Source organism: Rhizobium sp. BK176 (genome assembly GCF_024808055.1).
The window spans coordinates 149,731-175,802 of record NZ_JANUBV010000005.1 but is presented as its reverse complement, the minus strand read 5'-3'; the positions used below and the strand labels follow the sequence as shown (position 1 = coordinate 175,802).

24 protein-coding genes and 1 pseudogene are annotated in these 26,072 nt (G+C 60.7%); 18 read left to right on the top strand and 7 right to left on the bottom strand.

Annotated elements, in window-relative coordinates:
• Positions 1 to 39: 39 nt before the first annotated feature.
• Positions 40 to 672 carry a PQQ-binding-like beta-propeller repeat protein gene (locus FHT76_RS18090; protein WP_183861719.1) on the bottom strand — a complete coding sequence of 211 codons (633 nt, stop codon included), beginning with the start codon at positions 670 to 672 and terminating at the stop codon, positions 40 to 42.
• A gap of 9 nt (positions 673 to 681) precedes the next feature.
• Complete coding sequence (locus FHT76_RS18085; protein ID WP_183861721.1) at positions 682 to 1,902, bottom strand: helix-turn-helix domain-containing protein; 1,221 nt, start codon at positions 1,900 to 1,902, stop codon at positions 682 to 684.
• Between the two features lie 122 nt (positions 1,903 to 2,024).
• Between FHT76_RS18085 and FHT76_RS18080 the strand changes: the two genes are divergently transcribed.
• The 3 genes from FHT76_RS18080 (at position 2,025) to FHT76_RS18070 (ending at position 4,112) form a co-directional block, all read left to right on the top strand.
• Positions 2,025 to 2,822, top strand: coding sequence for a thioredoxin family protein (locus FHT76_RS18080; protein ID WP_183861722.1), 798 nt, complete (start codon positions 2,025 to 2,027; stop codon positions 2,820 to 2,822).
• Positions 2,823 to 2,827: 5 nt separating this feature from the next.
• A complete protein-coding gene (locus FHT76_RS18075) occupies positions 2,828 to 3,109 on the top strand; it encodes a hypothetical protein (protein ID WP_183755489.1) in 282 nt (93 codons plus the stop codon).
• Between the two features lie 124 nt (positions 3,110 to 3,233).
• Positions 3,234 to 4,112 carry an aldo/keto reductase gene (locus FHT76_RS18070; RefSeq protein WP_183861724.1) on the top strand — a complete coding sequence of 293 codons (879 nt, stop codon included), beginning with the start codon at positions 3,234 to 3,236 and terminating at the stop codon, positions 4,110 to 4,112.
• 29 nt (positions 4,113 to 4,141) lie between these two features.
• Here FHT76_RS18070 and FHT76_RS18065 read toward each other — a convergent pair whose 3' ends face one another.
• A complete protein-coding gene (locus FHT76_RS18065) occupies positions 4,142 to 5,026 on the bottom strand; it encodes a LysR family transcriptional regulator (protein WP_183861727.1) in 885 nt (294 codons plus the stop codon).
• A 97-nt stretch (positions 5,027 to 5,123) separates the two neighbouring features.
• Between FHT76_RS18065 and FHT76_RS18060 the strand changes: the two genes are divergently transcribed.
• The 3 genes from FHT76_RS18060 (at position 5,124) to FHT76_RS18050 (ending at position 8,482) form a co-directional block, all read left to right on the top strand.
• Entirely contained in the window at positions 5,124 to 5,870 is a 747-nt protein-coding gene (locus FHT76_RS18060) for a sulfite exporter TauE/SafE family protein (RefSeq protein WP_183861729.1), read from the top strand.
• Between the two features lie 162 nt (positions 5,871 to 6,032).
• Positions 6,033 to 7,490 (top strand): CHAD domain-containing protein, encoded by a 1,458-nt coding sequence (locus FHT76_RS18055; protein ID WP_259185758.1) that lies wholly within the window; start codon positions 6,033 to 6,035, stop codon positions 7,488 to 7,490.
• Positions 7,491 to 7,693: 203 nt separating this feature from the next.
• On the top strand, positions 7,694 to 8,482 hold the full coding sequence (locus FHT76_RS18050; RefSeq protein ID WP_259185757.1) for a hypothetical protein: 789 nt from the start codon (positions 7,694 to 7,696) through the stop codon (positions 8,480 to 8,482).
• A gap of 69 nt (positions 8,483 to 8,551) precedes the next feature.
• On the opposite strand, the gene FHT76_RS18045 is transcribed toward FHT76_RS18050, so the two are convergent.
• Positions 8,552 to 9,256 carry an SDR family oxidoreductase gene (locus tag FHT76_RS18045; protein WP_183861735.1) on the bottom strand — a complete coding sequence of 235 codons (705 nt, stop codon included), beginning with the start codon at positions 9,254 to 9,256 and terminating at the stop codon, positions 8,552 to 8,554.
• A gap of 129 nt (positions 9,257 to 9,385) precedes the next feature.
• On the opposite strand from FHT76_RS18045, the gene FHT76_RS18040 reads away from it, so the two are divergent.
• From FHT76_RS18040 to FHT76_RS18030, 3 genes are all read left to right on the top strand, one after another.
• On the top strand, positions 9,386 to 10,279 hold the full coding sequence (locus tag FHT76_RS18040) for a LysR substrate-binding domain-containing protein (protein ID WP_183861737.1): 894 nt from the start codon (positions 9,386 to 9,388) through the stop codon (positions 10,277 to 10,279).
• Positions 10,280 to 10,456: 177 nt separating this feature from the next.
• Positions 10,457 to 10,813, top strand: coding sequence for an RT0821/Lpp0805 family surface protein (locus tag FHT76_RS18035; RefSeq protein ID WP_114713645.1), 357 nt, complete (start codon positions 10,457 to 10,459; stop codon positions 10,811 to 10,813).
• 280 nt (positions 10,814 to 11,093) lie between these two features.
• Positions 11,094 to 11,576, top strand: coding sequence for a ProQ/FINO family protein (locus FHT76_RS18030; protein ID WP_183861739.1), 483 nt, complete (start codon positions 11,094 to 11,096; stop codon positions 11,574 to 11,576).
• 402 nt (positions 11,577 to 11,978) lie between these two features.
• On the opposite strand, the gene FHT76_RS18025 is transcribed toward FHT76_RS18030, so the two are convergent.
• Positions 11,979 to 12,230: a BON domain-containing protein gene (locus tag FHT76_RS18025; RefSeq protein ID WP_183861741.1), complete on the bottom strand. Its 252-nt coding sequence runs from the start codon at positions 12,228 to 12,230 to the stop codon at positions 11,979 to 11,981.
• A 140-nt stretch (positions 12,231 to 12,370) separates the two neighbouring features.
• Here FHT76_RS18025 and FHT76_RS18020 point away from each other — a divergent pair.
• Positions 12,371 to 12,499, top strand: a pseudogene (locus FHT76_RS18020) (DUF3175 domain-containing protein); the annotation flags it as partial.
• 335 nt (positions 12,500 to 12,834) lie between these two features.
• Here the strand turns inward: FHT76_RS18020 and katG are convergent.
• Complete coding sequence (katG, locus tag FHT76_RS18015; RefSeq protein ID WP_259185756.1) at positions 12,835 to 15,009, bottom strand: catalase/peroxidase HPI; 2,175 nt, start codon at positions 15,007 to 15,009, stop codon at positions 12,835 to 12,837.
• A gap of 446 nt (positions 15,010 to 15,455) precedes the next feature.
• Between katG and FHT76_RS18010 the strand changes: the two genes are divergently transcribed.
• Genes FHT76_RS18010 through FHT76_RS17975 form a run of 8 tightly spaced genes read left to right on the top strand, consistent with a single transcriptional unit; the run spans position 15,456 to position 23,514 of the window.
• Complete coding sequence (locus FHT76_RS18010) at positions 15,456 to 16,187, top strand: FadR/GntR family transcriptional regulator (protein WP_183755477.1); 732 nt, start codon at positions 15,456 to 15,458, stop codon at positions 16,185 to 16,187.
• A complete protein-coding gene (locus tag FHT76_RS18005; protein ID WP_183861747.1) occupies positions 16,184 to 17,767 on the top strand; it encodes an ABC transporter substrate-binding protein in 1,584 nt (527 codons plus the stop codon). The genes FHT76_RS18010 and FHT76_RS18005 overlap by 4 nt, the downstream gene beginning before the upstream one ends.
• 54 nt (positions 17,768 to 17,821) lie before the next feature.
• The gene (locus FHT76_RS18000) at positions 17,822 to 18,781 is read left to right on the top strand and encodes an ABC transporter permease (protein WP_183861749.1); all 960 of its coding nucleotides are present in this window, start codon (positions 17,822 to 17,824) and stop codon (positions 18,779 to 18,781) included.
• Positions 18,782 to 18,783: 2 nt separating this feature from the next.
• Positions 18,784 to 19,659 carry an ABC transporter permease gene (locus FHT76_RS17995; RefSeq protein ID WP_183861751.1) on the top strand — a complete coding sequence of 292 codons (876 nt, stop codon included), beginning with the start codon at positions 18,784 to 18,786 and terminating at the stop codon, positions 19,657 to 19,659.
• A gap of 20 nt (positions 19,660 to 19,679) precedes the next feature.
• Entirely contained in the window at positions 19,680 to 20,597 is a 918-nt protein-coding gene (locus FHT76_RS17990) for a dihydrodipicolinate synthase family protein (RefSeq protein WP_259185755.1), read from the top strand.
• 5 nt (positions 20,598 to 20,602) lie between these two features.
• A complete protein-coding gene (locus FHT76_RS17985; RefSeq protein WP_183861753.1) occupies positions 20,603 to 21,616 on the top strand; it encodes an ABC transporter ATP-binding protein in 1,014 nt (337 codons plus the stop codon).
• Entirely contained in the window at positions 21,617 to 22,585 is a 969-nt protein-coding gene (locus tag FHT76_RS17980; protein ID WP_183861755.1) for an ABC transporter ATP-binding protein, read from the top strand.
• Positions 22,582 to 23,514, top strand: coding sequence for a dihydrodipicolinate synthase family protein (locus tag FHT76_RS17975; protein ID WP_183861770.1), 933 nt, complete (start codon positions 22,582 to 22,584; stop codon positions 23,512 to 23,514). The genes FHT76_RS17980 and FHT76_RS17975 overlap by 4 nt, the downstream gene beginning before the upstream one ends.
• 17 nt (positions 23,515 to 23,531) lie before the next feature.
• On the opposite strand, the gene FHT76_RS17970 is transcribed toward FHT76_RS17975, so the two are convergent.
• Complete coding sequence (locus FHT76_RS17970) at positions 23,532 to 25,940, bottom strand: glucan 1,4-alpha-glucosidase (RefSeq protein ID WP_183861772.1); 2,409 nt, start codon at positions 25,938 to 25,940, stop codon at positions 23,532 to 23,534.
• Positions 25,941 to 26,072: the final 132 nt, after the last annotated feature.

Genomic DNA, 26,072 nt, shown 5'->3' with positions numbered 1-26,072 from the left:
CGAGTGAAGTCCCGACCAACCAGGCGCGATCTACACCAATTACCGGGGCCGGCGAACGGCCCGGACTTTGCCGCTGTTACCACCGCCGCAAAACAGGCGATCACCGCCATCGGATTCCAGCCCAGACACCGTAAGGCCGGGCGGCATATCGAGGCGTTCCAGCACGCGCCCGCTCTTGGGTTCAAGGCGCCTGATATCGCTCTCATCGCCTTCCCAAGTGGCGTGCCAGAGTTCGCCATCCACCCAGGTCACGCCGGTCACGAACCGGTTGGACTCGATGCTGCGAAGAACCGCACCGGTCTCCGGATCGACCTGATGGATCTTTCGGCCGCGGTAGTCTCCAACCCAGAGCGTTCCTTCGGCCCAGGCGAGCCCGGAATCACCGCCGTTCGCCGGTGCCGGGATCGTGGTGAGCACCGCGCCGGTTTTCGGATCGATCTTCTGGATGCGATCCTCGGCAATCTGAAACAGGTAGCGTCCATCAAAGGCAGTCCCTGCATGAGCCGCCACGTCGATCGTTTGCACCAGCTCACCGGCATCGGGGTCGAAGGCATTGAGCCTGTCGCCGGACGCAAACCACACATGTCGCCCGTCATAGGTGACGCCGCCCACCTGGTTCACATCCGCAAAGGGACCATATTCGCGAAGGATTTCAGCTTTGGAGTGTTTCATGGGCCTATCCTAGTCGTTGGGCAGTGGACCTGGGAGTAACAAAGTTGACGGGAATCCAGGCAGGGACGGGATCGTCCATCGACGTGCCGGTCCGCGTCCGAAGGATTGTACCTTGCCTTTTTCCGACAAGGTATCGAGTGCCCGCTGCACGGTGCGAGGGCTGGCACCAATGGCAATCGCCAGTGCCGAACTCGACCAGGCCTCGCCATCGGCCAGAAATGCGAGAATCTCACCGTGCTGCTCCTCGACGGGCGGCGCCAGAATAAGCACGTCTTCGCTGTGACGCGGTACAAATGTAAAGCCATCCCTCGTTGCATTGACATCCGCGATGCGATGAAGCTCACCACGCAACCGTCCGATTTCGACGCGCAGCCTGGCGCGATGCGATTCATCGGCTTCCTTTGCCCCGAAGGCTCGAGCAACAAGGGCGTTTCGCGATACGTCTCCCGGCCAACGCTCCGCCAACGCACGCGCCAGTGCGAACAAGACCGGACGCGTCGTCAGCGAAACGAGCGAGTCCCCTTTGCGCACGACGTACCGGCATGCGTCGATCACGAGTGCGTCTGACGTTAGAACCGCCTCCACCTCCTCCAGCAGCAGGAGCCGCTCCTCACCTCGCCCGATCAAACGTGCTGCGGGCGTTTTCAGAACTTGCGATACGCTGTCGACTTCGGCGTGGAGAGCAGGAATTCCCGCCTCGCGCGCAGCATTTTCCGCACGCTGCAGGGCCGCGCGCGCCGCGCCGGTGCGAAGGCGGCGAATGGCAATCCCTCCAACGACCAGTTCGTGGGTGGTCCGCAACGGAGGTGGAAACGGTGTCGGATCGACGCCCGCAAGCAGGTGTTCGGCCTCGTCCAGATGCCCGACCAGGAGCAGTCGCCTTGCTTCGAGATGTCGTGCATGTGCGGCGTTCAATCGGTCGCCATGCGCTTCGAGCACCTCGCGCGCAGCGGTGAGCGTTTTGGCCGGCCAGGTGAGATCACGCGAGACCAGGGCAATTTCCGCCTCGGCGACGACACAGCGCGCTCGCGGAATCGGTTCCCTTGATCCGAACGAACGCGCCGCCGCCTTCAGCAGAATTTTCGCCCTCGCGAGATCGCCGAGCTGTGCCATTGCGATGCCACGAAGCGCGAGCGCCGGCGCATCGTTGCGCAGCGCAACCCTTTTCAAGGCGCCGAGAAGATCGCCGGTCGCGAGCAGCCTCGCCGCAGCGACGATCATCGAGTCCATTGAAATCCCGTCAAACTTGTAACTCCCACCTTCTCCCGCTCCGGCCCTAGTCTGTTCCCGACCAGCAAAGCAGCCGCTCGCGGCGGCGATGCTACGCAACAGACAGCAAAAGGAGAAGTAGGATGACAATGCATAAAACAGGCTCACGCGAAGAATGGCTTGCGGCCCGGCTCGACCTGCTGGGTGAAGAAAAAGAGCTGACGCGACGCAGCGACATGCTGGCACAACGCCGCCAGGAGCTGCCATGGGTACGGATCGACAAGGAATACCGGTTCGAGACCGCCAACGGCAGCGCTTCGCTGGTTGACCTCTTCAAGGGTCGTTCGCAGCTGCTGATCTATCACTTCATGTTCGGCCCCGACTACACCGCCGGATGCCCGTCCTGCTCTTCGATCGCAGATGGCTACAACGGCGTCGTCGTCCATCTCGAAAACCATGACGTGGCCTTCACCGCCGTCTCCCGCGCGCCCTTCCCGAAGCTGCAGGCTTTCAAGCAGCGGATGGGATGGACATTCGACTGGGCTTCCTCGTTCGGCAGCGATTTCAACCTCGACTTCAGCGTCTTGTTCAGCGAACAGCAGCAGCGCGAAGGCGGGATCGAGTATAACTACCGCCGTGAACCACCTGCCCGGGTGCCACTCGAAGGTCAAACCGTGCAGGAATGGAAACTGCGCGGCGCCGAGAGCCCCGTCGCCCAGATCGCCTCGATGACGGGAACCGACGTTGCCACCTACACGCGCGACCGACCCGGCCTCAGTGCTTTCGTTCTTGAGGATGGCGTTGTCTACCACACCTACTCCAGCTACGCGCGCGGGTTGGACGGCATTTGGGGTGTCTATCAGTTGCTCGACCGGGCACCCAGGGGCCGCAATGAGGATGGCATCTGGTGGCGTCGTCACGACGAGTATGGCCGGGGATAACGTTCATGCGTTCCTACGACCAGACGAAGCGCAGCGCACCGATCGAGACTCCGACCGACACGGCAGCAAGCATCGCCGACTGGCTATGCCTGGGCGCTGCGCCCACCTTCGCCATCATGGCGATCGTCACGATGGCGAACAGCGGAGCAGAGATGATCTGCTCCGCCATGCCGGACGCCTTTCCGGTGGACGGCATGACGACCATGTACCTACTGATGTGTGCTTTCCACCTTCCGCCATGGCTGCGCCTCATTTCCGGTCGTTCGGTCGGACCTGAGCACCCCTGACCTCTGCGGCACCGGAGGTGTCGCGAACGGCCGAGATTGCGGGCAAAGCGACTTGTATTGTTGCCTGCCCGCTCCACCTTTAACACCCGAGCAAGCCCCAAACCAGGCAACCGGGAGAAGGTCCGTGCCCGACAGTTCCACGATTTCAGCAGCCGCATCGGGTCAATTTTCGATCGGCAAGATCACCGTCAATCGTCTCGGCTTTGGCGCCATGCGCATCACTGGGGCCGGCATTTGGGGACCGCCGGCAGACAAGGCCGCAGCATTGGCAACTTTGCGTCGCCTGCCGGAGATCGGCGTCAATTTCATAGACACGGCCGATTCCTACGGCCCCGATGTTTCCGAAGAACTCATCCGGGAATCGCTGCATCCTTACAAAGGACTGCTGATCGCGACCAAGGCGGGCCTGACTCGGAAAGGACCGGATATCTGGACGCCGAACGGACGGCCGGACTATCTTATCGAGCGCGCGAAAGGCAGCTTGAAGAAGCTCGGTGTCGACCGGATTGACCTTTGGCAGCTGCACCGCATAGATCCGCGGGTTCCCGCCGGCGAGCAGTTCGGTGCCGTCAAGATGCTTCTTGACCAGGGCGTCATTGCCCATGCGGGCCTCAGCGAAGTTTCTGTCGACGACATAAAGGCAGCCCGCGAGGTATTTCCTGTCGCGACCGTCCAGAACCGCTACAACCTCGTCGATCGCGGTAGCGAAGACGTTCTTGACTACTGCGAACGCGAGGGCATCGGTTTCATTCCATGGTATCCGCTGGCGGCCGGCGAGCTTGCCCGCCCCGGCTCCATCCTCGACAGGTTGGCCAGGAAGTATGATGCGACGCCAAGCCAGCTCGCTCTTGCATGGGTGCTGAAACGCAGCCCTGTAATGTTGCCGATTCCCGGAACCTCGAAGGTGAAACACCTTGAGGAGAACGTTGCGGCTGCGAACATCACTCTCGATGGAGAGGATTTTGCTGCCCTCGACAAAGCTGCTCGCGAATCCGGCTCGTGAACGCGCACACCGGCCACAAACACGCTTTATCAAACATCGACGGCCAGGTGATCAAAGAGGTCTCGTGCTTGGCTCGTCAACCAATCCGGCGACTGGCAGCATAAGACCAGGCGCCGGACGGCCCATGCGTCGGCAATGCGCACCTCCGATAGCGGCAATGATCTCCGAAATCGCTTTGCAGCCGTGCCGGGAATAATGCCTATGCCGGCCCCGCTGGAAGCGAGACGGCATATCCCTTCAAAGCTTCTTACCCGGACACGCATCTTCAGCTTCGCGCCCAATCGTCTGGCATGATCCTCGACGTGGCTTTGCAGCGCGCCGTCCATGAGGCCGATAAAGTCTTCCTCCAGGACTTGGCGGAAGTTGATTTTCTTCTGTTCCGCAAGATGCCACTGTTTGCTCGCAACGACCACCAGCCGGTCCGTGGCGAAATCGCGAACGTGCAGGTCGCCTGTTTCCACGGCATCGGAGAAGATGCCGATTTCAGCGTGCCCGGCCGCAATCGCCCGCGCGATTTCAGCGCTCTGTCGCTCCTTAAGATCGAGATCGATATTGGGATGCTTGACCAACCACGGCGCAAGCTGCGTTGGAAGAAATTCCATGATCGCTGCAGTGTTGGCCAGAACCTGGATTGTCGCCCGCAGTCCCTTTGCGTGCTCGCTCAGTTCACCGCGCATATGCGCCATTTGACGTTCGATCAGCCGCGCGTGATGGGCCAAGGCCTCTCCTGCCGGTGTCGGAGATACGCCTCTGCGTCCGCGCTCCAAGAGCAAGACGCCGCAGACTGCTTCCATCGACCGCAAGCGCTCACTGGCCGCAGGAAGCGACAAGCCGACTTCCGCCGCGCCGCGCGTGATGTTGCCCGCCTCGGCAACCGCGAGAAAGAGGCGAAGATCGGTAAGGTCAAAGCGCATTCTAAAGGATTACACCAAGGCCAGCCTTCGGACCAGCCGAAGTCTGTGTTCCGGCAATCCGCATTGTGCGCGATGATCGATCTGCTATCCGCAACCGATGGAAACGACACTTGCCTCCCTCCCGCTCGTCATCGTGATCTTCCTTGTTGCCGGGGTCGTCAAGGGAATTACGGGCATGGGCTTGCCAACCGTGGCGATGGGCCTGTTGGGGGCACTCGTCTCGCCGCTTGCCGCAGCCGCTTTGTTGGTGGTGCCCTCGCTGATCACGAATATCTGGCAATTGGCGGCAGGACCGAATGTTTTTCCCGCGACACGACGCCTCTGGCCAATGATGGCTGCGATTGCCGTGGCTACGATCGCTAGCAGCGCCTTCATAACCGGCGGGCACAGCAATGGGCCAACCGCCGCGCTCGGCGCGGTGCTCATGCTATACGCGATCTACACTCTCGTCGCCCAGCCGCTTAGCATCCCGGCATGGCAGGAGCGGTGGCTTTCTCCGGCAATCGGCCTCGTGACGGGCCTGGTCACTGGTGCAACAGGCGTCTTCGTCGTCCCAGCGGTCCCCTATCTGCAATCGCTTAATCTATGCCGAGACGATCTCATCCAAGCTCTCGGACTGTCCTTCACCGTCTCGACGATTGCGCTTGCCGGCGGACTTGCTTGGCATGGAGAATACCAGGGGAGCGCCCTGATGATGTCCACAATGGCCGTCGTTCCTGCACTTGCCGGCATGATCGCCGGACAAGCTATCCGCACAAGAATAAATCCTGCCCGTTTCCGAGCGTGGTTCCTCATTGGCCTGTTTCTGCTTGGTCTGGAAATGTTCGCGCGGGCTCTACTGTAGCATGGCAGAGTTCAAAGGCCGTTTTTTCTGTGGGATTAGTTTGCAGTTTCCCCTTGCCCGAGTTTTTTGTCATCAAGGCGTTTTGTCCGGATGGCACCGCTCTATCTCTCGTCAAAGGAATTGCATCCATCGATCATCATGCGACCGAGCGGAGACCGCCATTTGGGAACCGAAACAGAACTGAAGCTTGAGCTGAGTGCCGACGCCGCGGATACACTATTGGGATCCGGCTTGCTCGGCGAGCCAATCTCCGTAGAGCCGCTGACTTCGATTTATTTTGACACACCCGACCACCAGGCATGGCAAGGCGGTTATTCGCTAAGAATTCGCAGTGTCGGCGAAGCGCACATCCAAACGGTAAAGGCGACCGGCCCGAACAATGCGATCTTCGCGCGTTCCGAATGGGAAGCGCCGGTCACCGGCAACACACCCGTGATCGATTATTCGACGCCATTGAAGGCAGAGCTTGATATCGACGCGACCGCCCCCATCCCACAGTTCTCTACATCCGTAAAGCGGCATCGATGGAACGTCGATCAGGATGGAAGCAAAATAGAAGTTGCGCTGGATACGGGCTTTGTCGTCGCCGGCGACCGCCAGACGCAGATACGGGAATTGGAACTGGAGCTGAAGGATGGCAAGCCAAACGCCCTGTTTGTGCTTGCCCGCAGAATCGAGGCGATTGTCCCAATCCATTTCGGTGTCGCCTCAAAAGCAGAGAGAGGCTACCGTCTCCTCGGCGAGCAGACGACCGCGTACAAAGCCGAAGCAGTGCACCTCAATCGCGAGCTGCGAGTGTCCGCGTCGTTCCAGATCGTTGCCGAAGCGTGCCTCCGGCAATTCCGTCTGAACGAGTCAATTCTCCTCGACCGGGCAAACCCGGCGGCGCTTCATCAAGCCCGGGTATCCCTGAGGCGGCTGCGGTCCGCCTTCTCACTCTACAAGGCAATCCTGGTTGATGCGGAATCGCGGCGGCTCAAGGACGAGCTGAAATGGCTGACCGGCGTTCTCGGAACGGCGCGCAACATAGATGTCTTGATTGCCAGGGCAGGAAGCAGCGACATCCGCGGCCGGCTGCTTGAGGCCCGCGATAGCGCCTATGACGATGTGCTGAATGCCATCTACAGCTCGCGCGCCAAAGCCCTGATGCTCGACGTTAACGAGTGGCTCCGTTGCGGGGAATATCTCACGTTGTCGGAAACCACGGAGATCCGCAACGGCCCGGTGGTCGATTTCGCGATCGAGACTCTCGACCGTCACCGCAAGAAGTTGAAGAAGCGCGGCAAGTCCCTCGTCGAGGCTGACGACGAGCACCGGCACGAAGCACGCAAGGCGGCGAAGAAGCTCAGATACGCGTGCGAGTTCTTGATCTCATTGTTTACCGGCAAGCAGGCGGAGCGAAGGTACGCCAAGTTCATCAAGTCGATGGAGGAATTGCAGGACGAACTCGGTCTCCTGAACGATATGGCAACGGCCCCGACTGTCGTTCACGAGTTGGAACTGGATTCGCATCCCGACGCCGAATCGCTGGTCGCCGTTGGCAACCGCGAAAAACTGCTGAGCGCCGCACAGTCGTCCCTGGATGACCTGATGGAACGGAAAAGATTCTGGCGCGGATGAAGCAGTACGGCACTGACATGCACCGATTTCGCTGGAGGCTGAAGCGGCTTAGCAACGGTGTCCGAGATTTCCGACGTCAGATATATGAGAACCGACATATAAGCACTTTGCGGCAAACAGAACTTAGTGCAATCTGCGATATCAGTTCAGGTCGGTGAATCGGGGCCATTTGTGACCTGAACGCGAGAGGGGACAGGTTCACTATGAGTAGCAGGATTTCGCTGATCGCATGCGCTGCCGCCGCGTTGGCATTTGTGACACCGTTGCATGCAGCAGATCTTTTGCCGGCCACGGCACCTCAGCCTCAGGCTTCGGAACCGAACGGCTGGACGTTTTCGTTCGCACCCTATTTCTGGGTCGCGGGACTCGACGGCAAAACCCAGGTGTTTGGCCTTCCGACCGTCGACATAAATCAGAGTTTCAGTGACATCCTGAAGGATCTCGACTTTGCCTTCATGGCAGCCGGCAATGCGCGCTATCACCGCTTCAGCATCTTCACCGACATAATTTACGCGCGCATAACGACGGATGCCGCCACGCCACGCGGCGTCGTCGCCGACGAAGTCGATCTCAAATCGGTGACGTTCACATCGCTGCTCGGTGTCGGCTACACGGTCTATGAGGATCCCAAGGCCCGCCTGGATGTGGTTGGAGGCGCCAGATACTGGCATGTCGAAACCAGGATCGCCCTAAACGGCGGCCTCATTGGCAACCTGTCGCGCACCGACACCGGAAACTGGGTGGATGGGCTTGTCGGCTTCAGAGGCAACTATTTGCTGACCGACAAGGCCTTTTTGACTGGTTCCGCCATGATTGGCGCCGGCGGCGCCGATTTCGACTGGGACGTGCTGGGAGCGATTGGCTACAAATTCAACGATCGAATCTCGGCAGTTGCCGGCTATCGTGCCCTCGGCGTCAATTACAGCAACGACGGCTTCACTTATGACACGATCGAACACGGCCCGATCTTGGGAGCTGTCTTCCGCTTCTGATCGATGACGTACGGAAGGCTGGAGCACGCCTGCCCATGGGACGGCGCGCTTCGCAGTATCCTCGTGACATCACACCGAGCGGGTCAATCCACCATCGACCCGAAGGTTCTGTCCCGTCATATATCCCGCCCCCGGTGATGCGAGGAAGGCAACGGTCGCGGCGATTTCCTCGCTCGTGCCATACCGCTTCATCGGAACACTGTCGCGGCGCTCCTCGGTAGCCGGAAGACTGTCGATCCAGCCCGGAAGAATGTTGTTCATACGGATATTCTCGGCCGCGTACGTCTCGGCGAACAACTTTGTGAACGATGCCAGTCCGGCCCGGAACACGGCCGATGTCGGGAACATCGGGCTCGGCTCGAAAGCCCAGGCTGTGGAAATGTTGATGATGGAGCCAGCCTTCTGCTTCTGCATGTGCGGCGTGACCAGCCGCGTCGAGCGGATGACGTTCAGCAGATAGACCTCCATGCCCCGGTGCCAGTCGTCATCCGATATGTCGAGGAGTGGCGCCCGAGGACCGTGGCCGGCGCTGTTCACGAGCACGTCGATGCGTCCCCACGCCGAGATCGCAAGGTCGACGAGCCTGCGTAGATCGTCATTGGACTGGTTCGAGCCGGTCACCCCGAGACCGCCCAGGGTCTTCGCAAGTTCCTCGCCCTTGCCCGACGACGACAGGATTGCGACCTTGAACCCATCCGCCGCAAGACGCTTCGCCGCCGCGGCGCCCATCCCGCTGCCGCCTGCCGTAATCACCGCTACCTTTTCTACTGACATCAACCTCTCCTGCTTCAAAAAGATCGGCACCGATTGCCATCTTCTGTCACACACGGAAAGCGTGATATCATTCCGGCATCGGCTACGCGAACCAATTCCCCTCTCATCAAGCAGTAGAAAAACTATCGAATGGCAGAAGGTATCCGGCGTCTTCCCTCCCTGAACGGCCTCCGTGTCTTCGAGGTCGTCACCCGGCACTTGAACTTCCGGCTGGCCGCCGAGGAAATTGGGGTGACACAGGGAGCCGTTGCGCAACAAATACGCGGCCTAGAAGCGGAATTGGGCCTGAAGCTGTTCGACAGACTCCCGCGAACATTGGCGCTGACCGAGGCGGGACAGAGCTACATCACCAACATCCGACGCGCCTTCGAATTGATCGCCGACGCAACGGAGACGCTGAAGCCGGAACCACTTCACCTGACCATCAGCGTCACGCCGACCTTCGCCTCGAAATGGCTGATCCCTCGTCTGCCGGATTTCACCGCGGTCCACCCCAACATCGATCTGCGCATCCTGGCCACCGATCGCATTGCCAATTTCCAGACGGATGCTGTGGATCTCGCCGTGCGTTATGGCCGGCTTCCTTTCGGATCGGGGCTGAATGCGGAACTTCTCTTCGACAACGTGCTCGTCGCCGTTGCCAGCCCCCTGCTGGTCGAGAAGCTTGGGCCGCCAGGCCAGGATGGCAATTTCGGGCGCTATCCGCTTCTTCACGACGCCCACGATTCTTGGCCACAATTTCTCGAACTGGCGTTTCCGGACAATCTGCCGACTGTCTCCAAAAATATCAGATTCAATCAGACGTCCTTAGCGATCGAGGCCGCGATTGCTGGCCAAGGTCTCGCGCTTACGAGCACGTTCTTCGTGGAGGATGACGTTGCGTCTGGCCGCCTCCTCCGTGTGTTGCCGAACGAACTTACGATTGGCTCGGATTTTTACGTCGTCTCGCCGCGCAAGCCTCGTCATCCGACCTCGGTGATTGCCGTAAGGAGCTGGCTCGCAGACGCCGCAAGCAGGCAATAAGGGAAGGATGCGTTCCGCGCTCCAGGCATCGTTGGAACCGGATTTTGTGGGAACGGGCCGGCAAAAACACCCCGATGAACGGAACTGACTGGTGTAGCTCCCATTTCTATAGTAGCCCTCAGTTTGAAGTCAGGATTGCATGCTACTATGCAGAACCATAATCATCGGGACGTCCGGATGACGCGAAAAAACATAGGCGTATTGCAGCTGTCTTTTGTAGCCTTGGTGCTGGCGGGATGTACGAAGGTCGAGCCCCTGGAAACCGCCGCCGTTCCACAGTCGGCCCCAGTCGCAAAGACTGATCAAGCGGTTATCGCAGACACTGTCAGCCGCGGCGACGTCGGCGTGAAGCCGCTTGCCTGGGCGAATCCATCGACGGGAAGTGCCGGCGTGATTGAAGAAATCGGCGTCGACCCTGAAAGCTCATGCCGGGCATTTGTGACAACACAGCGCACGCTCGAAGGCGAAACCCGCTTCAAAGGCCTCGCCTGCCCGTCCGGTGACTCCGACTGGAAGCTCGGACCCGCACGATAAGCATGATGGCCCGCGCTATCCTGGGCAACCGCGCCTAGACGCTCGAGACGTTTCTCATCCTCAACCACCGGCAATCACCCGGATCTCCGGCGCATAGACAGCATCGTCAGCCTCAAGACGACACGCCGACAGAAGGTCGCGGAGGCGCGCAGCCTCGCCTGCGAGCGGGGCGGAAGCTGCATCGCTCTCCTCCAGCGGCGGTCGAGCATGGCGCGCCAAAAGCTTTCGTCAAATTGCGTTCACAGTTGCTGCCTAAAAGGTCCGCAGAGGTAGTTGTGAGATGAGCAAACCCTGGACCACCAGCCGCGGCCCGATTGTCGCAAATGAAGCGGATATCCGCAAAGCCCAGGCAATCAGCGACTTGCTCATGCAACCCGTCGCTGTTCTGCCAAACGCGGTCGGCGAGCCTATCCGGCCTTTTGCGCTTGGGCTCTGGCACGAGCTGAGGCCGCTTCTCAAGCCCGACGTTGGCATCACCACGCTGCGCCGCGCGACGGGTGCCTATCTTCACTCCAAGCGCTACTATTTCGCCACCGCACAGCCCGACTCCTTGCGTTACGGCATCGATGGCAAACCGCGCGAGCCGGTCTCGGAGGGTGACCGGATTGCGGCGCAGGAAAAATATCTCGGCCTCAAGCGGCAAAGTGTGGCGCGTGAGGATGCCGACGCTCCTGCACCGATGGCCTCGCCAGCGCCTACGAAAGTGGATTTGATCCGGGCAGCCCTGCTCGAACGCCGCAAGACCTCGCCGTTGAAGAGCTAAAGCCGCTGCTTGCGGATGCAATCCCTTGGTTTGGGTGATCGTCGGATCAATCGCATTGTTTGCGGCGCTCGACCAAACTGCCGTGGTCGGAGAACCATTCGAAACGTTCGATGTTCCGCCTCGCCTGCGACCACCCACGCCACCATATGCATGGGCCCGCGAGTTTCCTGACGGGCCCTCGACGCAATACAATGGCCGCATCTGGCCGAGACCATAAAATCACAACCGCGCATTGACTGCACGTACCCCATTGGCGGTTAGGCGGCCTACCTTTCGGTGAATCTCGTGTTGGAAGCTGATCAAGTCGGCCACATCCTCGCCCTGGATCGCCGCGGCTGCTTGCGCCCGCTACGAGACTAACCTTGGCGCTCATTCCACACTCCACCTCACATTGCAACGCGATCAGCCTATAGAAATTCGGGAAAGAACAATCGAACCAGCGCAGCGGCGCGCGACCTGAAGGATCTGGTCGGCTGCGGCTTGGGTCGGAACCTGGCCTTCCAGAAAGAACAGTCCGGCCGACTCGACAATCGATAGCTGCAGGTCTTCCGCACAGCCGCAATAGGCAATTGCTGACAAAATCTCCTCGGCAAGAGAAGCCAAAGGGGCGCGTTCGCCAATAGAGGCGTATCCATCGAATTGAGGCATGAACATTATTCCATCTCCTGGAGAGGGAACGCGCCCAAGCCTGTTTCGTTCATCTGTTGTTCATCAAAACTCCCGAGGCCCGGTGCCCAAAAATTCTGGAACTAAGCGGTTGGCGCACTGTTCCAGCCTCCACTGGACGACAATCAGCCGCCATGTCGATGCTGAACTTCCATATCAACCGCGCCGGGCAGCCACTGACCAAAGCGCAGCACGCGAAACTCGAAAACGCCAAGGACGAACTCCGCAAGGACTTCGGGCGAGAGCCCGAAGCATAGGAGCCGCAATCATCTGGCATGATATTGAACGCGCGACGATCGAAGGAATTTTTATGATTCGCGGAAAGTCCATAAGCGTGAGCGGGAAGCAATCGACATCTGGATCGAATACCCAACCGCGGCTTTCTACACGTGACGGCCGATCCGACGGGTAGTGCCGACAAAATGGACCTCGTGCTCGCCGGTTTCGAGACTTACGAAGGTTAGTCCGAGGTCGCCTCAAGCGCAAATCATCGTCGAGACTTGATGTGCAAGCACATCCCTTCTGATGCACTTGGGGAGGGGAGGAAGCATGGACGCCGCTGACCGGCCGCGTCCATGCCAGATTTTACCGATCAGACGAGATCGAAACGATCGGCGTTCATGACCTTAGTCCACGCTGCGACGAAGTCCTTGACGAACTTCGCCTTTGCATCGGACTGGCCGTAGACTTCCGCAAGCGCACGAAGCTGCGAATGCGAACCGAAGATCAGGTCGACCCGCGTGCCGGTCCACTTGCGTTCGTTCGTCTTGCGATCACGACCCTCGTAAACGCCTTCGTTGCCGTCAACCGGCGACCACACCGTGCCCATGTCGAGCAGGTTGACGAAGAAATCGTTCGTCAGCGCTTCGGGACGCGAGGTGAAGACGCCATGCTCAGGCACGCCGGCCTTCAACACCCGCAGCCCGCCGACCAGGACAGTCATTTCCGGAGCGGTCAGCGTCAACAGCTGGGCGCGGTCGACGAGAGCCTCTTCCGGTCGCATGAACTGCCGGCCACCGACATAGTTACGGAACGCGTCGGCGCGCGGCTGGAGCGCGGCGAAGGACGCCGCATCCGTCTGCTCCTGCGAGGCATCCATACGGCCAGGCGTGAATGGAACGGTCACGTCGTGACCGCCAGCCTTTGCAGCCTTCTCGACACCAGCGGCACCGGCGAGCACGATCAGGTCAGCGAGCGAGATCTTCTTGCCGCTCGTTTGGGCGGCATTGAAGTCCTTGTGGAGGCCTTCAAGCACGCCGATCACCTTGGCGAGCTGCGCAGGCTGGTTCACGTCCCAGTCCTTCTGTGGCGCAAGGCGGATACGCGCACCGTTCGCGCCGCCGCGCTTGTCCGAGCCACGGAAGGTCGAAGCGGACGCCCAGGCGGTCGAAACCAACTCTTGCACTGAAAGACCCGTCGCGAGAACCTTTTCCTTCAGGTCCGCAATGTCGGCGTCATCGACGAGCGGATGATCGACGGCCGGGATAACGTCCTGCCAGATCAGGTCTTCTGCCGGGACTTCCGGACCGAGGTAGCGCACCTTCGGGCCCATGTCGCGATGCGTCAGCTTGAACCAGGCGCGCGCGAAGGCATCGGCGAACTCGCCTGGGTTCTCGAGGAAGCGGCGCGAGATCTTTTCGTATACCGGATCGAAACGGAGGGAGAGGTCGGTCGTCAGCATGGTCGGCAGCTGCTTCTTCGCCGGGTCGAAAGCATCCGGAATGGAAGCCTCGGCGTTCTTGGCCTTCCACTGCTTCGCACCGCCCGGGCTTTGGGTCAGCTCCCATTCAAAGCCGAACAGGTTTTCGAAGAAGTAGTTGCTCCACTGGGTCGGGGTCTGCGTCCAAGTCACTTCAAGGCCGCTGCCGATGGCATCGCGCCCGACACCGGTGTTGAACTTGCTCGTCCAGCCGAGGCCCTGCGCTTCCAGTTCGCCGCCTTCCGGGTCGACGCCGACAAAAGACGGATCACCCGCGCCGTGCGTCTTGCCAAAGGTATGACCACCAGCGATCAGCGCTACGGTCTCTTCGTCGTTCATCGCCATTCGGGCGAAGGTTTCGCGGATGTCGCGGGCAGCAGCGACCGGATCCGGAGTGCCGTTCGGGCCTTCCGGATTGACGTAGATCAGACCCATCTGCACGGCGCCGAGTGGCTCGGACAGCTCGCGTTCGCCGCTGTAGCGCTCATCACCCAGCCAAGTGCCTTCCGGGCCCCAATAAAGCTCTTCCGGTTCCCAGACATCGGCGCGGCCGCCGGCGAAACCGAAGGTCTTGAAGCCCATGGATTCGAGCGCGACGTTGCCGGTAAGGATCAAGAGATCCGCCCAGGAAATCTTGTTGCCGTATTTCTGCTTGATCGGCCAGAGAAGGCGGCGGGCCTTGTCGAGGTTGACGTTGTCAGGCCAGCTGTTCAGCGGAGCGAAACGCTGCTGACCGGCACCGGCGCCGCCGCGGCCGTCGGTAATGCGGTAGGTGCCGGCACTATGCCAGGCCATGCGGATGAAGAGACCGCCATAGTGGCCGAAGTCGGCTGGCCACCAGTCCTGCGAGTCGGTCATCAGCGCATGAAGATCCGTCTTCACGGCGTCGAGATCGAGCTTCTTGAACTCCTCGGCGTAGTTGAACGCCTTGCCCATCGGATCGGAGAGGCCGGAATGCTGATGAAGAACCTGAACGTCCAGCTGGTTTGGCCACCAGTCGCGGTTGGATCGACCACGGGGCGTATGCGCAACGGGACATTTGCCGGCGCTGTCGGGTTTCTGGTCCATAACGTTCTCCTTGATTGCTTTGAGTTTTCTGCCGTCCAAAGGGAACTCTTCCAAATCATCCGGTCGAGCCGCGGCACTTTCCGAATGAGGTTCGGTGCTTGAGGCGAAGACACCGGTCGACGCGCATCCTCCCTTTGCTTCTTCTTATCGGAACTAGACGATAATTCTAAGTTGGATTTACTGATCGTTACGATAATTAAAAGCTATGACGTTTTCGACATCGGCTGCAGCAAAACTTTGCCAACCGCGCTGAAACGAAGGTCTCGAAATTCGTGGTTCTGACACCCCTCTACTCGTAGCTGACGCAGCGCTCCCAATGGTCAGGAGAACGACCCGCTGCCTGCTCGATCCGAAATCCGTACCAGCATGCACACATGTTCATTTGACAGATATCCTACAAGTGGATATGTGTCTCGACACTAGGAATTTTCCGCAGCGAGATCGGCATGCCCCTAAAGACCATGAAGCCGTTGACAAGAGCCCCGTTGCTGCATGTTTCCGTGCAGGAGAGCCTGCGCGCCTACATCAACGATAACGGCCTGAAGCCGGGAACACTGCTGCCCGCCGAGAGCGAGCTTGCGACACAACTTGGCGTCAGCCGCAACTCGCTGCGCGAAGGCATCAAGGCACTTGAATCGCTTGGCGTCTTGGAATCACGGCGCGGCGTCGGAATTTTCGTGAAGGCGTTCTCGTTCGAGCCATTGCTCGACAATCTTGCCTACGGCCTTGGCGGCGCGCTCCGCCAGATCGAGGAAGTGATCGAGATCCGTCGGACGCTCGAAGTCGGCCTGATCGGCAAGACCTTGGAAACGATCGGCAAGGACGACATTGCCGAGCTCCGCGCCACCGTCAACCGTATGAAGGCGCACGCCGAACGCGGCGAATCCTTCGCCGAGGACGACCAGCTCTTCCATCGACTGCTCTTCCGCTGCCAGGAGAACGAAACGCTGAGCCGGCTGATCGACGTGTTCTGGCTCGCCTTCTACAAGGCCTCGGATTTCGTGAATCTCGACAACGTCGATCCGATGGCCACTTGGCGCGATCACGCCGCCATCGTCGATGCCGTAGAAGCCCGGGACGTGGAGGAGGCCCGCCGGCGCCTCGACCACCACTACGAAGGCATCGCCCGAGTTATCGCAACCAATAAGACAAGTTCAAATGTGGGAGGAACGCAATGAACACCCTGTCTCGACTTTCGGCTATCGCAATCGCCGCGATGATGGCAACACCAGTCGCATCGGGCTTCACCCGCCCGGCGCAAGCTGCAACCCTGTCGGGCGGCTTCGATGTTGGCCCCGGTGGCTTTCAGGGCAATTTCAATCCGCTCGCCGCAACCGCGGGCTTCACCTGGCTCAGCATCTATTTCGAACCGCTCGTGACCTATGATGCGAAGCTGCAGAAGACGGTCGGCGTACTTGCATCGTCTTATGACGTGAGCCCTGACCAGCTGACCTATACGTTCAAGCTCGTTGACGCGAAGTGGCACGACGGAAAGCCATTCACGGCCAAGGACGCGAAGTTCACGATGGAACTCGCCAAGAATGCAAAGACCGGATCTGTCCTGGCCGCTCGCCTAACACCGGTGTCATCCGTCGAAGCTCCGGACGACCACACGCTCGTGATCAAGCTCAACGCGCCGTCGGCCAGTCTCATGGATACCCTGACAAAGGTCATGATGCTCCCCGAGCACGCACTGGCCGCAATACCGGCCGACCACCTCGCCAAGAACGCATGGTGGTCGACGTCACCGATCGGCACCGGCGCGTTCAAATTCTCGAAGTACGTCAACGACCAGTATGTCGAGCTCACTGCCAACACGGACTACAGAGGCGGCAAACCGGCCCTCGAGAAGATCATCAATCGCTACTTCGCTGATCCGGCGGCTGCGATCGCCGCGCTTCGAGCCGGTGAAATCCAGTTCACCTATGTCGACTCCAATGATGTTCCGACATTCAAGGACGATAAGTCTTTCCAGGTGATCGAAGGCAATTCCTTCGTCGTCAACTATCTGGGTTTCAATCATGAATCGCCTATCTGGAAGGATTTGCGTGTCCGACAGGCGGTGATGCACGCCATCAATCGCGACGCGATTATCCAGAGCCTTTACGGCGGCGCCGCCAAGCCCGCCAACTGCGCCTACGTCGCCGATCAACTCGTCCCGAAGGGCATTGATGACTATGCCTACGATCCCGAAAAGGCGAAAGCGCTTCTGAAGGAAGCTGGCTGGGACGAGATCAACGGCGGGAAGCCGATTACGCTCCTGACCTACTACACGACGCCCTTGGCGACCAATGTGCTGGCCGCCGTTCAGGCAATGCTGGCTCAGGTTGGCATCAACGTCGTGCCGCGTGCGGTCGATGCCCCAACATACAACAGCATCGTCCTGAAGCCGGACGCAGATATCTCGCAGTTTCAGCTGGTCTATGCCGGCCTGCAAAACGGACCAGATGCAGGCAGTATCAATGTCGGGCTGAATGAAAAGCAGATCCCGCCGGCCGGCCCGAACGTCGTTCGCGCCCGCATGCCCGATCTGACGGCCGCGCTCGACGCCGCCCTGGGTGAACCTGACGCGGCAAAGCGTGACGAACGCTATCAGCAGGTCTGCAAGGTCATGAATAGCCAGCTCCCGTGGGGAACCCTCTGGGTAGCCAATCGCTATGGCGTGGTATCCTCCAAGGTCAAGGATTTTGTGTGGACTCCCGCCCCTGGCGGCGGCCCCTATCAGGCCGATCCGCAGCGCTGGTCCATCACCGAATAGGACCGCCATGGATACGAAAGGGTGGCGTTGCCACCCTTTCAGGACGGAGTTGCAATGCTGAGATACAGTCTCCGGCGCCTGGCGATCGGAATAGGCATGCTGCTTGCCTTGAGCATGCTGATTTTCCTTCTGCTGCGCCTCACCCCTGGCGATCCGATCGACGCCTATATCGATCCGAACATCCCGATGTCGCCAGCCGACTTGGCCGAGCTGCGCAGCAGCCTCGGTCTCGACCAGCCCCTGCCCGTGCAGTATCTGGTCTGGCTGCAGCAAGCCTTGGCCGGCAATCTCGGCTACTCGATCAAGCGGATGGATCAGCCGGTGCTCGGTCTCGTCCTGTCGCGCATAGGTCCCACCGTCCTGCTCATGGGAACGGCTCTCGTTATCTCGACTGTCGTCGGCATCGCCACGGGCATCATCAGCGCCGTACGGCGTAACTCCATCGCCGACCTCTCGTTCTCGGTGATTGCCCTCACAGGCATTTCCAGCCCGGCCTTCCTCAGCGCATTGATCGGACTCTACGTCTTCGCCGTGCGGCTCAAATGGATGCCATCGGGTGGAATGCTGACGCCGGGCGAGCCTTTCTCGGTCCTTGATCTGCTGCATCACCTGATCCTTCCTGCCTCGCTCCTTGCGGTCGCTCAAGCGGCTCTGATCATGCGCTATATGCGCGCCTCCCTGCTTGAAGTGCTCAATCAGGACTATGTCCGCACGGCACGGGCGAAGGGCGTCGTCGAGTTCTGGGTGATCGTCAAGCATGCGTTGCGCAATGCGCTGCTGCCTGTTGTCACGCTGATCGGCTCGACTATCGGCCTTGCCGTCGGTGGTGCAATCTTCATCGAGAGCGTTTTCAACTGGCCGGGCATGGGCCTGCTGCTGGTGGATTCCGTCGAGACCCGCGACTACCCGGTCATCATGGGCGCCACGCTCATCATCGGAGCCTGCGTGATCGTCGTGAACCTTCTGACGGACGTCACTTACGCGGTGATCGATCCGCGCATCAAGGTGGCCTGAGCATGCTGGCCAGAACCTCTAGCCGCAGTCCCGGCCCCCTCGCCCGTGCACTCGACCGCTTCCTGATCAACCGCGCCGCCGTTTTCGGTATCTGCCTGGCTCTTCCTGTCCTGGCGATGATCCTCACCTATCCCCTGTGGTGGAGCTTCAAGCCGAACGACATCGACCTTTTGGCGATGAACTCTGGCCCAAGCCTGAAACATTGGTTCGGTACCGATGGCGTCGGCCGCGATGTGTTTGCCCGCGTGATGGAGGGCGGCCGCATCTCGCTCCTCGTCGCTGCTGCGTCGACACTGCTCTCGGCCGTCATCGGCTTTCTCTTCGGCGCTGTCTCCGCCCTTTCCGGCCGCTGGGCAGACGCGGTCGGTATGCGGTTTGTCGATCTTGTGATGACGCTGCCGCCGGTGATTTTTCTCCTTGTGCTCGCCTCGATCGCCGGCACGGGCATCTGGCCGACGGTCCTCGTCATCTCACTGTTGTCCTGGCCACTTCTGGCGCGAATGGTGCGCGCACGGCTGCTGGAACTGCGTGAGCGTGACTTCGTCGTCGCCGCTCGGGGAATGGGCGCCGGCTTGCCCCATCTGCTCTTCCGACATGGGCTGCCGAACGCCGTCGATATCCTGGTGGTCTACGCCACGCTGCAGATCGCCAACGCCATCCTGCTCGAGGCCGGGCTTTCCTTCCTTGGCCTCGGCATCGCACCGCCGGCCGCCAGCTGGGGCAACATGCTGAACGCGGCCCGTTCGACGGCGGTCCTCGAACAGTATCCTTGGCAATGGCTGTTCCCAGGCGGGGCGCTCATCCTGGCGGTGCTTGCCATCAACTTCATCGGCGACGGTCTTCGGGACGCTTTCGACCCTCGCGCTGAACTAAACTGATCACTCGAAAGAAAGAGACTATGACAAAATTCAAAGGTGTAATTCCTCCAGTCGTGACGCCGCTCAATGCCGATTTCACGGTCGACTATCCGTCCTACACGCGGGTTCTGGAGCATCTCATCGAAGGCGGTTGCCACGGTGTTTTCGTGCTCGGCTCGACAAGCGAGGTGATCTTCCACGACGACAAGACGCGCCGCGAGATCATCGAGCACTCGGCAAAAGTGGTGAACGGACGCGTGCCTCTGATCGTCGGCGTCATCGATCCGACGACGGATCGCGTCATTCATCATGCGGACGTTGCCAAGCGTGCCGGGGCCGACGCCGTGGTTGCCACCGCGCCGTTCTATACGGTCACCAGCCAATCCGAGATCCTCGACCATTTCCGCTTTATCCGTGACGCGGTCGACGTACCGCTCGTCGCCTACGACATTCCGGTCTGCGTCCACGTCAAGCTGCAGCGCCAGACGACGGTGGCCTTGGCGAAGGAAGGCACGATCATCGGCCTCAAGGATTCCAGTGGCGATGACGGCAACTTCCGCTATGCCCTCCTCGATCTCGCTGATCGGCCGGACGTGTTCCTGATGACCGGTTCGGAGATTGTCGTCGACAATGCCTTGCTGATGGGCGCGCACGGGGTCGTTCCGGGCATCGCGAATGTCGATCCTCACGGCTATGTGCGCCTTTGGGACGCCGCCCGGCGTGGCGACTGGGTCGCCGCACGCAAGGAGCAGGAGCGGCTCTGCCGCCTCTTCGAAATCGTCTGGGTTGCCCAGGGCCGCGTTAGCGGCGGCGCCTCCGGCATCGGTGGCTTCAAGACTGCCATGAAGAGCCTCGGTATCATCGACAGCGCGGTAATGCCGCGCCCGCGCACTGCGCTCAATGAAGCCGAGACAGCCAGGATCAACGAGATCCTGCGCGCAACCGGTCTGCTTGGGTGACCAATATGCAGTCAGCCGAACCGATCCTCGCCATTCAGGGCCTCAAGACCATCTTCCGCATTCGCGGAGGCGATGTCACGGCAGTCAACGATGTCGACCTGACCGTCGGCGCGGGGGAGACCGTGGCCCTGGTGGGAGAATCCGGTTCGGGCAAATCGGTGACCAGCCTTTCCGTCATGCGCCTTCTGACCCGCAACATTGGATCGATCGCGGCAGGCAGCATTCGGCTTCGCCGAAAGGACGGATCCCGATGCAATCTGGTTTCGCTAACGGAAGACGAGATGCGCGACATTCGCGGCGACGACATCGGCATGGTGTTTCAGGAGCCGATGTCCAGCCTCAACCCCGTCTATACGATTGGCGACCAGATCTCCGAGCCAATTCGCATTCATCGCGGAGCAAGCCGGAAAGCGGCAATGGCCACTGCCATTTCGCTGCTGGAAAACGTCGGGATTCCAGATGCCAAGCGCCGGGCCCGTCAGTATCCGCACGAGCTGTCCGGCGGCATGCGCCAACGTGCGACGATCGCCATGGCGCTTGCCTGCGACCCGACCTTGCTGATTGCGGATGAGCCGACAACCGCACTCGACGTGACGATCCAGGCGCAGATCCTCGACCTGCTGCTGAAGCTTCAGCGCGAGCGCGGAATGGCAATGCTGTTCGTCACCCACAATCTCGGCGTCGTCGCCCAGATCGCCCATCGCGTCGCCGTTATGTACACCGGCCGCATCGTCGAGGAAGGCCCGGTCAACGAGGTCTTCAGCAATCCAAAACACCCCTACACGAAGGGCCTTCTCGCCTCGATGCCGCGGCTTGGCGATGCAACACGGATGAAACAATCAGGGGAAAAACTCGCAGCCATTCCGGGCGTCGTTCCGAGCCTGATGAACATGCCTTCTGGCTGCACCTTCGCACCGCGTTGCCAATTTGCGATCGAGGCCTGTCGCAACGCGGTGCCGGCGCTTGAAGCCGTTGGACCGCTTCATAAGAGCCGATGCATTCGGTGGCGGGAGATTTAGATGACCGAGCCTTTGCTTTCTGTTCGCGACCTGTCGAAAAGCTACACTTCCCACGGCACGCAACTGACAATCCTGAAGGACATTTCCTTCGAGATCGGTAAGGGCGAAGTCGTTGGGCTGGTTGGCGAATCCGGCAGCGGCAAAACGACAATCGGCCGCTCGGTCCTTCGCCTGGTCGAGCCGTCATCAGGCAACGTGCATTTTGATGGCGTCGATCTGACGGGGCTTTCATCCACGGCGATGCGACGCATGCGTCCGCGGATGCAGTATATCTTCCAGGACCCCTTTGCCAGCCTCTCGCCGCGCATGACCATCGGCGAGATCCTGACCGAAGGCCTGAAAATTCAGCGCATCGGAACCCGCCGGGAACGGCTCGAACGCGCCCGTGTGGCGCTTGAGCAGGTCGATTTGCCGGCAGAAGCGATCAATCGCTACGCGCACGAGTTCTCAGGCGGGCAGCGTCAGCGCATCGGCATTGCGCGCGCGCTGACACTGGCCCCGGAACTGATTGTCGCCGACGAGCCGGTGTCGGCGCTCGATGTCTCCATCCAGGCACAAGTCATAAACCTGCTGCGCGATCTGCAGCAGCGGCTTGGGCTGACCATGCTGTTCATCTCACACGACCTTGCGGTCGTGGAGTATATCTGTGACCGTGTGATCGTCCTCTATCTCGGCCGTATCATGGAAATTGCGGCGAGCCGCGATCTTTACGCCCGGCCACAGCATCCATATACGCGCGCGCTACTGTCCGCCATCCCCTCCACCGATGTCGGTGCCAAACGCCAGCGTCAGGTGCTGAAGGGTGAAATCCCGAGCCCCGCGAATCCGCCGAGCGGCTGCGTTTTCCGCACCCGCTGTCCGCATTCCATCGAAGCTTGCAGCCAGGCCGTTCCTGAGCTGCGGGAAGTCGCGCCGGGGCACCTCAAGGCGTGCATTCGCGACGATATACCTTTGGGAGCCATGCCTTGACGACGCAGAGACGACATTCAATCGCCGGCAATTGGGCGAGCCTTCTTCTCCCGATCGTGGAGGACGACGCGATCGATTTCGCTGCCCTCGGCGAAGAGATCGACATCCTGATCAAAGCCGGGGTCGATGGCATCTATTCGAACGGTACAGCCGGCGAGTTTCACAATCAGACGGACGTCGAGTTCGAGCGGATCCAGGTTATCCTCGCGGAGCGTTGCACGAGTGCCGGCATGCCATTCGTGATCGGCGCATGCCAGCCGGATCCGCACATCGCTCTGTTACGCGTTGCCCGCGCATCCGCGCTGAAGCCGCTGGCGATCCAGCTCATTCTGCCGGACTGGTGGCCGGTCACCGATCTTGAGGCAATCGATTTCCTGAGGCGCGCGACGGACCGCGCCGAGGGGACCCCCTTGATCCTCTACAATCCGCCACATGCCAAGCGGGTTCTCACGCCGCGGGAGCTTGCCGCCGTCTGTGGCCCATCGCCTGCCGTCGTCGGTATCAAGCTCGCCGATGGCGACGCCGATTGGTATGCCGCTGCCCGCGAATACCTTGCCGAGTTCGCGCTCTTTGTGCCTGGCCATCATCTCGCGACCGGCATGAGCCACGGCGTTGCCGCAGGTGCCTTTTCCAACGTGGCCTGCCTCAGCCCGCAAGGCGCCCAGTGGTGGACAGATTTGATGGCGGAAGACATCGAAGCCGCGCTAGCAATCGAGAAACGCATTTGCGCGTTCATGGATAACCACATCGTTCCATTCCGCCAAGCGCAAGGCTACTCGAATGCCGCCCTCGACAAGTTGCTGTGCGCGATCGGAGGCTGGGGGCCGGTTGGACCGAAGCTCCGATGGCCATACCGCTCTATCGATCAAGCCGAAGCTGAGCGTCTAAGACAGATCGCGCGAGCGGAACTGCCCGAACTCTTCGATTGAGCGGAGCCGGGTCACGCTCAAACCACGTCGATCTTGAAATCGGCATCTTCCCACCGCTGGGTGTTCGTCCAGAAGATTGTGAACAGAATTGTGCCTGGACTCAGCCCCTCCGTCGGCAGGTCGCAGACATAGGTGCCAAAACCCGTATCGTGGACATGACTGTCGATAACGGTTGCCCAACCGTCGGTAGACCAATGCACGAGGGCCTGTTCGGGCAGTTCGATCCGCAGTTTGCGGCCGGCAGCCATACGGGTGCGCTTGGCGTTTAGGCGCCATGCGAATGGCGGACGACCGAGCTTTGCTGCGACATACCGGGCAAAGGTTTGAGGCGGCATATCGAAGACGACGCCATCGCGGATCGAGCGCAGGAGCTTGATATGTTCCGCGTGAGCCCAGACCAAGGGCATGGCGCTGCCGGACGGACGACCGAGAAAGAGCTCGCGCTCCGGCACGTCGTCGCTATCCCATATCTGCTCCGGCAGCAGTCCGCCATCGCTTGCCGAGGCTTCCAACGCTGCCAAGAGGCGTTGCGCCTCATCGCGTCGTCCAGCGGCAAGTTCGTAATGGGCGCGCTCGCCGGTCAAAAGCGGCCAAAGCCTCCCGACACCGCGGCCAGCGAACGGGGCACCACCAACGCGCTCCCCGTAGCCGTCGTCGTTGTACCGGTACCAGTAGGATCCGGTTGGCAGGTCACGTCGCAACTCGGCATCGATCGCCGCGATCGTGCCTAGGATGCGTGGGTCGTCGGCGGCGCGAAGTCCGAACCGCACCAACGCAAGCGCGTCCGGGCTAATAAGAAGGTCTGCTTCGAGCACGGCCTCGCCATCGTCGCGATTGCGGATCGGGATGAAGTCCCGGCCGAGCGACGAGACGTCTTCCGCGGCGGTGGCAATGCGAACGTAGTAGCCGTCGATGCCAAGCCGGCGCGACAACCCCGTATCGCTGGCATAGGTCCACTCCTCGATGCACTCGTTCCAACCATCCGCCACTTCCCGCAGATATTGCGCTTGAGGCAACCGTCCGGCCGCTTCCATCGCATCGGCCGCCGCGAGCAACCCCGCGATCTCGACGGCCAGCGTAAAGGGCGAGTAGCCAGCATCCTCTTCCCAGCGATCCTGCTGGGTGGCGGGACCGTTGGTGACGATGTAGGCCGCAGCAGCCTCGATCATCGCCACGTATCGGCCTGTCTCCGACAAACCGATCACGCCGGCGCGAAGAAGCATGTCGTAAAGCAGGATCGGAAAGGCCGTCTCGTCCATCTGGATGCCGTTCCAATACGGCCGGCCGTCGAGCCAGGCATTCTGCACCCAATGGCCATCTGCCTCCTGGATCGCCGAGAGATAGTCGAGCACCGACCGCGCGTCGGCTTTGGCGCCTGCGGCAAGCAGCCCTCCCGCGGTTTCCACCAGATCGCGTGTCCAGACCAGATGATACCCGCCGAGATCGTCGTCGCTCTTGTTGAAGCCCCAGGGGATGGAAAGGCTCGCGATAATGGCGCCGGAGGCATCGTCGCGGTGGCTGGCGAGCACGCTGGTGCTGACCCGGTAACGGTTCAACTGGTTGGGATCATGAGGCTCGTCCAACGCAAGCAGGCCGGCCTGCCACTCCCGCCATCCGCTCTGATAGTACCTCAGTGCCGGCTCGATACCCTGTTCCAGGCTGAGGACGGCACGGAAAGCAGCCTCCTCCGGCTCCGCGCCGAAACCGATGGCGACCAATATCCGCCCTTGGCCCGCCTGCAGGTCGAGCGTCCCCGATAGCGCAACATTACCGGACACGGCACAGCGATACTCCTCCTTCAGCCCTTCGCCCCGCGACAACGTCTGCCAGCCATCCGAAAAACCGACATACCCGGCCGAACGCGCAAGCCAAGGCACCGAAGCGGCAACCGCAAGCGCTCGGCCAGAACCCTCGGCAAAAAGCATCGGCCTGCCCTTGAAATCGGAGCACCAGGCGGTGTTGTCGGCGCCGCCGTTGACGAGATGCGGCGCCACGAGGGCGTGCAGTTGGTAATCGGAGAGGCCGCCGATCAACGCCTCGAAGCGTAACTCTTGCAGCACCACCTCGCGCTCAGGATCAGTAAGGATCGTTTTGGTGATGCGATAACGGCCATCGCGGGCGGTGTTGATAAGGCGGAAGGCCGGGACGCCATCCTCGATTGCCTGCACCCGATGATCGGCATCACGCTTCTCTTCTGAGAAGTAACCATCGCCTGTCACGATGAAGCCGAAATCGCGGACACAGGCCATATCCAGCCGTGGCGCATAGATCTCGTTGAGGATACCGTGGCTTGCCGTGAACCAAACGGGACTTGCCGGGCCGACGGCGGTGCCGACCGCGCTCTTGTCACTTGAGGTCCAGCGCGGCTCGATCCCGGGAGCGCCGGGTGGGTCGATGGAACCGGGAGGCAAGCTCGGAAAGGTCAAGTGATGATCCTCCGCTTAGTGTGCGCTCTTTTCAGTGAGCCATCCTGGCGTTTAAATCAAGCGACACCGCATTTTCGCCCGGCGCTTGACAGAAGCTGCCGATCTTGCCCCGATACGTGGTGCGGCAGGGAT